Raw genomic sequence first — 5,553 nt, 5'->3', positions numbered from 1 at the left:
ACGATCTCGATGCGATGGTCGACGGCATCACCTCGGCGATCGCCCAGAACGCGCCCCTCACCATCGGCCTCGCCAAGGCCGCGGCGCGCGAGATCGCCAAGCCTGAATCGCAACAGGACCATGCGCGGCTCGCGAAGCTCGCCCAGGCCTGCTTCGACAGCGAGGACTACAAGGAAGGCCGCCGCGCCTTCATGGAAAAAAGAAAGCCCGTCTTCCAGGGACGATGATCTCATTGTCCTCCCCCGTCATACGGGGGAGGTGCCCCCGAAGGGGGCGGAGGGGGAAAGCCTCACGCGAGATTCATGAAGTCCCGACGTCAGAATCTCCTGGATCTCGTCTGAGGCTTGCCCCCTCCGCCCCGTATGACGGGGCACCTTCCCCCCGTATGACGGGAGTATGACGGGGGAGGAACATGAAAACATGATCCCGCACACCAGAGGAAACACCATGACCAACCTGCCATTGTCCCACATCTCCGTGCTCGACCTCACGGCGCACCGCGCCGGCCCGACCGCGGTGCGCCAGCTCGCCGACTGGGGCGCCCATGTCATCAAGATCGAAGCGCCGGCCAGCGAAGGCGCCGATGCCACCGGCAGCTCGCGTCACGGATTCGACTTCCAGAACCTGCATCGCAACAAGAAGGCGATGACGCTCAACCTCAAAAGCCCCGAGGGTCACGCGATCTTCATGAAGCTCGCCGAGAAGGCCGACGTCATCGTCGAGAACTACCGCTCCGACGTGAAGCATCGCCTCAAGGTCGACTATGACACGGTTGCCAAGGTGAACCCGCGCATCGTCTACGGCTCGATCGCGGGCTTCGGCCAGAGCGGGCCCGACGCCGCGCGTCCGGGCGTCGACCAGATCGCCCAGGGCATGGGTGGGCTGATGTCGATCACGGGCGAGCCGGGTCGCGGACCGATGCGCGTCGGCATCCCGATCGCCGACCTGACCTCCGGGCTGCTGCTTGCCCAGGCGATCATCCTAGCGCTCTACAACCGCGAGCGCACCGGCAAGGGCCAGTGGGTGCACACCTCGCTGATCGAGGCGCAGATCTTCATGCTCGACTTCCAGGCCTCGCGCTGGCTGATCAAGGGCGAGGTGCCGAAGCAGGCCGGCAACGACCATCCGACCGGCATTCCGACCGGCGTGTTCCCGACCAGCGACGGCCACATCAACATCGCCGCTTCGGGCCAGAACCTTTGGAAGCGCTGTGCACAGGCGCTCGGCGCGCCTGAGCTGGTCGACCATCCCGAGCATCTGACGCCGGCGCTGCGCTCGCAGAACCGCAAGGCTGTGAACGAGCGCCTCGCCAACATCACGCGCACCAACACCAGCGCGCACTGGATCGCCGCGCTCAACAAGGCCGGCGTGCCGTGCGGGCCGATCAACTCGATCGACCAGACCTTCGCCGAGCCGCAGGTCAAGCATCTCGGCATCGCCCGCCCGGTCAAGCATCCGAAGCTCGGCGATATCAAGGTGGTCGGTCAGCCGATCAACATGTCCGACAATCCGCAACCGGCCGAGCTGCGGCCGACGCCCGAGCTCGGCGAGCATACCGAGGAGGTGCTGGCGAGCCTGGGCTACGACCGCAAGGCGATCGACTCTCTCAAGGCCGGCGGGGTCATCTGATGGCCCGCGCGAGACGAGCGGCGCTGATTACCGGCGCCGGCCGCAACATCGGCCGCGCCTGCGCGCTCGGTCTGGCCGAGGACGGCTTCGACCTCGCCATCAACGGCTCGAGCGACCGCGCCGCCGCCGAGAAGGTGGCGGCCGAGGCCGCGAAGCTTGGGGGGCGCACGCTGGTCGTCATGGGCGACGTCGGCAAGCCGGAGGACTGCAAGCGAATTGCCGACGCGGCAATCGCCGAGTTCGGCGCGATCGACGTGCTGATCAACAACGCCGCAGTGCGGCCGGGCAAGCCATTCCTCGAGGCGACCGACGATGAATGGCGGCGCGTCATGTCGGTCGATCTCGACGCCGCAGTCTGGTTGGCGCGCGCCTGCCTGCCCGGCATGCTCGCGAAAGGCTGGGGCCGCGTCATCAACTTCACCGGCATGAACGCCATGGCGGGCCACGGCGGGCGCGCCTCGGTCTCGGTCGCCAAGCATGGCGTGTGGGGCCTTACCAAGTCGCTGGCCAAGGAGTTCGGCGCCAAGGGCATCACCGTCAACGCCATCTCGCCCGGCCCGATCGCCGCCGACGACGCCAACCAGAAAGAGTACTCCTCGGCGCAGCGCCAGCAGACTGTCGCGCGCGTGCCGGTCGGCCGCATGGGCACGCCGGTCGAGGTCGCCGCCGCCGCCCGCCTGCTCGCTTCCGACGCCGGCGCCTACATCAACGGCCAGATGATCCAGGTCAACGGCGGCGCGGAGACGTGACCTTGTTCGCCTCCCCAGCTTCGCTGGGGAGGTGCCCGCGTCTTCGCGGACGGAGGGGTCATGGCCGGGAGCGCGCCACTCCGATGGCGCTCTTGTTGGTGACGACACATCCCATGAGCGCCATCGGAGTGGCGGACTCCCTGCTATGTGTCTTGGTCTTCCGGACCGCGGGCTTCTCGCCCGCTCATGATCGTGAGCGGGCGAGACGCCCGCGGTCCGGAAGAAGATCACCCGCCATAAAAAACGTTGTCGCCGAGGTCCCTCATCTCGAGGATGGCGGCGTCGGCGCGGCCGGTTGGTGGCTTGTGCAGATGGGCTTCGACCACTTCGCCGACCACGACATGATGATCGCCCTGCTCGACGATCGAGGTGACGCGGCATTCGACGGCGCCCGGCGCGGCATCGAGGATCGGCGCGCCGGTCGAGCCCTTGCGAAAGGTCTGGCCGCTCAGCTTGCCGTCGGCCAGCACCGCCGGCTTGAAGAAGGCGAACGCCAGCCCCTTGTGGTCCTTGCCCAGCATGTTGAGCGCGAACGTGCCGGCCGCCTTGACCGTCTGGTAGGCGCCCGAGTCGGTCTTGACGCCGACCACGACCAGCGGCGGAGCGAAGGCGCTTTGCGTCACCCAGTTGACCGTCGCCGCCGCCACACTGCCTTTGCCGTCGTCGGCCGTCAGGATGTAGATCCCGTAGGGGATCATGCGCAGCACGGTCTTTTTCGCATCGGCGTTCATCTTCTTCCTCCTCGACTAGCAAGCCCTGCAGTGTCGTCTAATCCTTCGGAATGCCGATCGTCTTGGCAAGCGCGCTCCAGCGTTCCGTTTCGCTTTCGACGAAGGCCGTGAAGGCCAGCCGGCTGACCAGGTCGACGCGCGCGCCCTGCTCGGCCCAGATGCGCTCGACATCGGCGGACGCGAGTGCCGCCTGCACGGCGGCGTGCAGGGTGTCGACCGCAACTACCGGCGTCGCCTTCGGGGCGAACAGGCCGTACCAGCTGCTCACCCGGAAATCGGCGAGGCCCGCCTCGGCGAAGGTCGGCACCTCGGGCAGGATGCGCTGACGACCGGTCGATGCGACGGCCAGCGCGCGCAATCGTCCCGACTGGACGTACGACACCACCGTGCTGAGCGGCGTCACCAGGGCATCGATCGTGCCCGACACCACGTCCTGCAGCGCCTGGCCACCGCCGCGATAGGGCACGTGGGTGAGCCTGATGCCGGCGCGCTGCTGGAGCAGCTCGATGGCGAGGTGCGGGATCGTGCCGAGGCCCGACGAGCCCACCGTCATTCTGCCCGGTGCCGCGCGCGCAAGTGCCAGGAAAGAGACGAGATCCATGACCGGTACCGTCGTGGGATTGACCACCAGCGCGACCGGCACGCTGGCGAGCAGGCTCACCGGCGCGAAGTCGCGCGCGAGGTCGAAGCCGCCTTCGTCGTAGACGATGCGCGCGAAGGTGAGGCCGGTGTTGCCGACCAGCAGGGTGCAGCCGTCGGGCGCCGCGCGCGCCGCGATCATGCCGCCCAAGGTGCCGCCGGCCCCAGCCCGGTTGTCCACCACCACGGCCTGGCCGAGGGATTGGCCGACCCGGGCGGCCACGGGGCGGGCGAAGATGTCGTTCGAGCCACCGGGAGGGAACGGCACGATCCAGCTCATCGACCGCGACGGCCGCCAATCGTCGGCGCGCGACGGCGCGGCGGCGGCGGACAGCAGGAGCCCGCCCAGGGCGGCGCGGCGAGAAAGCTTCATCGGCTACTCCAGGCGAACATTGGCGGACTTGGCGATGCGGTTCCAACGCTCGGTTTCACGGGCGACGAAGGCGGCGAACTCGGCCCGGCTCTCGAGCTCGATGCGGGCGCCCTGCTCCGCCCACAAGCGTCGGATCTCAGGGTCCCGCAGCGCGTTCTGCGCCGCGCCGTGCAGGCGGTCGAGGATCGGGTCGGGCGTGCGGGTCGGCGCGAACAGGCCGAACCAGATGGCGGCGCGCAGCTCCTCGATGCCCGCTTCCTGCATCGTGGGAACACTCGCGAGGATCGGCTCGCGCCGGCGATTGGCGATGGCGAGCGCGCGCACCTTGCCCTCCGCGACGTGCGGCGCGAGCGCGCCGGCCAGCACGAAGGCGGCGGAAATCTGTCCGGCCAGCAGATCCTGCAGCATCGGCGCCCCGCCACGATAGGGAATGTGATTGAGCCGGACGCCGGTCCGTTCCTCGAACAGGCCGATCGCCAGATGCGTGAGGGTTCCCATCCCGGCCGAGCCGACATCGATCGCACCGGGAGATTTCTTGGCCGCGGCGATGAAGCCCGCGAGCGTGGTGACGTCGAGCCGCGCCGGATTCACCGCCAGCACGTAGGGCACGCGGGCGAGCGCGCTCACCGGGGCGAAGTCGCGGACGAAGTCGAAGCCCGGCTTGGGATAGATCGTCGGCGCGTAGACGAGCCCCGTGTCGCCCAGCAGCAGCGTGTAGCCATCGGGCGCGGCGCGAGCGGCGACCGCCGTGCCGGTCGTCCCGCCGGCCCCGCTGCGATTATCGATTACGATCGTCTGCCCGAGCTCGCCGCCCATCCGGGCGGCGATGGGACGGGCGAACAGGTCGGAACCGCCACCAGCCGGGAAGGGCACGATCAGGGTGACCGGGCGATCCGGCCAGTCGGCGGCCCAAACCTCGCTGCGAACGGTGCCGGCAGCGGCCAGGCCGAGCATTCCCGCGAGAGTAGAGCGTCGTCGGAGGTCGGTCATGGCGGCGGACGGGCTCCCTGTCCCGGCAGTCTAGTCGAGGGGTCCGCGAGCCGCCATGTTCTCCTTCTCCTGCCGCCCGCTGGCGCGCTATGGTTGGCATCATCGGCCCTAAAGATGGCCGATCGAGACAAGGTGTGTGTTTCGGGAGGAAATTTCAGGAGGCATTCATGCGTCGTTCCAAAGGAATGGCCGTCGCGGTGGCGATGGCCGCCGGCTTTGTTGCGTGGTCGAGCGTTGCGTTCGCCCAGACCAAGATCGTCGACGGACCGGAAATCAAATGGAAGCTCGCAGCCTGGGGCAAGCCGCGCGCGGCCACCCAGAACATCGAGACGCTGCGCAAGTTCCTCGATGAGCGTACCGGCGGAAAGTTCAAGATCCAGATCGGCTACGAGAGCTTCGGCCAGCCCAAGGAGCTGCTCGATCTCCTGAAGGTCGGCAGCCT

The 5,553-nt window shown here is 68.3% G+C and carries 5 protein-coding genes and 2 pseudogenes; 4 read left to right on the top strand and 3 right to left on the bottom strand.

Features of this window, described 5'->3' with window-relative positions:
• The 3 genes and pseudogenes from AB7O82_RS36945 to AB7O82_RS36935 all read left to right on the top strand — a co-directional run.
• Positions 1-227, top strand: a pseudogene (locus AB7O82_RS36945) (enoyl-CoA hydratase); the annotation flags it as partial.
• Positions 228-447: 220 nt separating this feature from the next.
• Positions 448-1,629, top strand: a complete 1,182-nt coding sequence (locus AB7O82_RS36940; RefSeq protein WP_428537124.1) for a CaiB/BaiF CoA transferase family protein — start codon at positions 448-450, stop codon at positions 1,627-1,629.
• Positions 1,629-2,378 carry an SDR family NAD(P)-dependent oxidoreductase gene (locus AB7O82_RS36935; RefSeq protein ID WP_428537121.1) on the top strand — a complete coding sequence of 250 codons (750 nt, stop codon included), beginning with the start codon at positions 1,629-1,631 and terminating at the stop codon, positions 2,376-2,378. The genes AB7O82_RS36940 and AB7O82_RS36935 overlap by 1 nt, the downstream gene beginning before the upstream one ends.
• A gap of 227 nt (positions 2,379-2,605) precedes the next feature.
• Here AB7O82_RS36935 and AB7O82_RS36930 read toward each other — a convergent pair whose 3' ends face one another.
• Genes AB7O82_RS36930 through AB7O82_RS36920 form a run of 3 tightly spaced genes read right to left on the bottom strand, consistent with a single transcriptional unit; the run spans position 2,606 to position 5,111 of the window.
• Positions 2,606-3,109, bottom strand: coding sequence for a flavin reductase family protein (locus AB7O82_RS36930; protein ID WP_428537118.1), 504 nt, complete (start codon positions 3,107-3,109; stop codon positions 2,606-2,608).
• A gap of 37 nt (positions 3,110-3,146) precedes the next feature.
• Positions 3,147-4,121 carry a Bug family tripartite tricarboxylate transporter substrate binding protein gene (locus AB7O82_RS36925; protein ID WP_428537115.1) on the bottom strand — a complete coding sequence of 325 codons (975 nt, stop codon included), beginning with the start codon at positions 4,119-4,121 and terminating at the stop codon, positions 3,147-3,149.
• A gap of 3 nt (positions 4,122-4,124) precedes the next feature.
• Positions 4,125-5,111: a Bug family tripartite tricarboxylate transporter substrate binding protein gene (locus AB7O82_RS36920; RefSeq protein WP_428537112.1), complete on the bottom strand. Its 987-nt coding sequence runs from the start codon at positions 5,109-5,111 to the stop codon at positions 4,125-4,127.
• Between the two features lie 167 nt (positions 5,112-5,278).
• On the opposite strand from AB7O82_RS36920, the pseudogene AB7O82_RS36915 reads away from it, so the two are divergent.
• A pseudogene (locus AB7O82_RS36915) lies at positions 5,279-5,553 on the top strand (C4-dicarboxylate ABC transporter substrate-binding protein); the annotation flags it as partial.

The sequence above is a fragment of the Reyranella sp. genome (assembly GCF_050185545.1).
Taxonomy (GTDB): Bacteria; Pseudomonadota; Alphaproteobacteria; order Reyranellales; family Reyranellaceae; genus Reyranella.
This window is presented reverse-complemented; position numbering and strand designations above follow the sequence as displayed.

Coding starts and splice junctions, on each gene's coding strand:
- AB7O82_RS36940 (WP_428537124.1), top strand. CDS start 448: ATGACCAACCTGCCATTGTCCCACATCTCCGTGCTCGACCTCACGGCG.
- AB7O82_RS36935 (WP_428537121.1), top strand. CDS start 1,629: ATGGCCCGCGCGAGACGAGCGGCGCTGATTACCGGCGCCGGCCGCAAC.
- AB7O82_RS36930 (WP_428537118.1), bottom strand. CDS start 3,109: ATGAACGCCGATGCGAAAAAGACCGTGCTGCGCATGATCCCCTACGGG.
- AB7O82_RS36925 (WP_428537115.1), bottom strand. CDS start 4,121: ATGAAGCTTTCTCGCCGCGCCGCCCTGGGCGGGCTCCTGCTGTCCGCC.
- AB7O82_RS36920 (WP_428537112.1), bottom strand. CDS start 5,111: ATGACCGACCTCCGACGACGCTCTACTCTCGCGGGAATGCTCGGCCTG.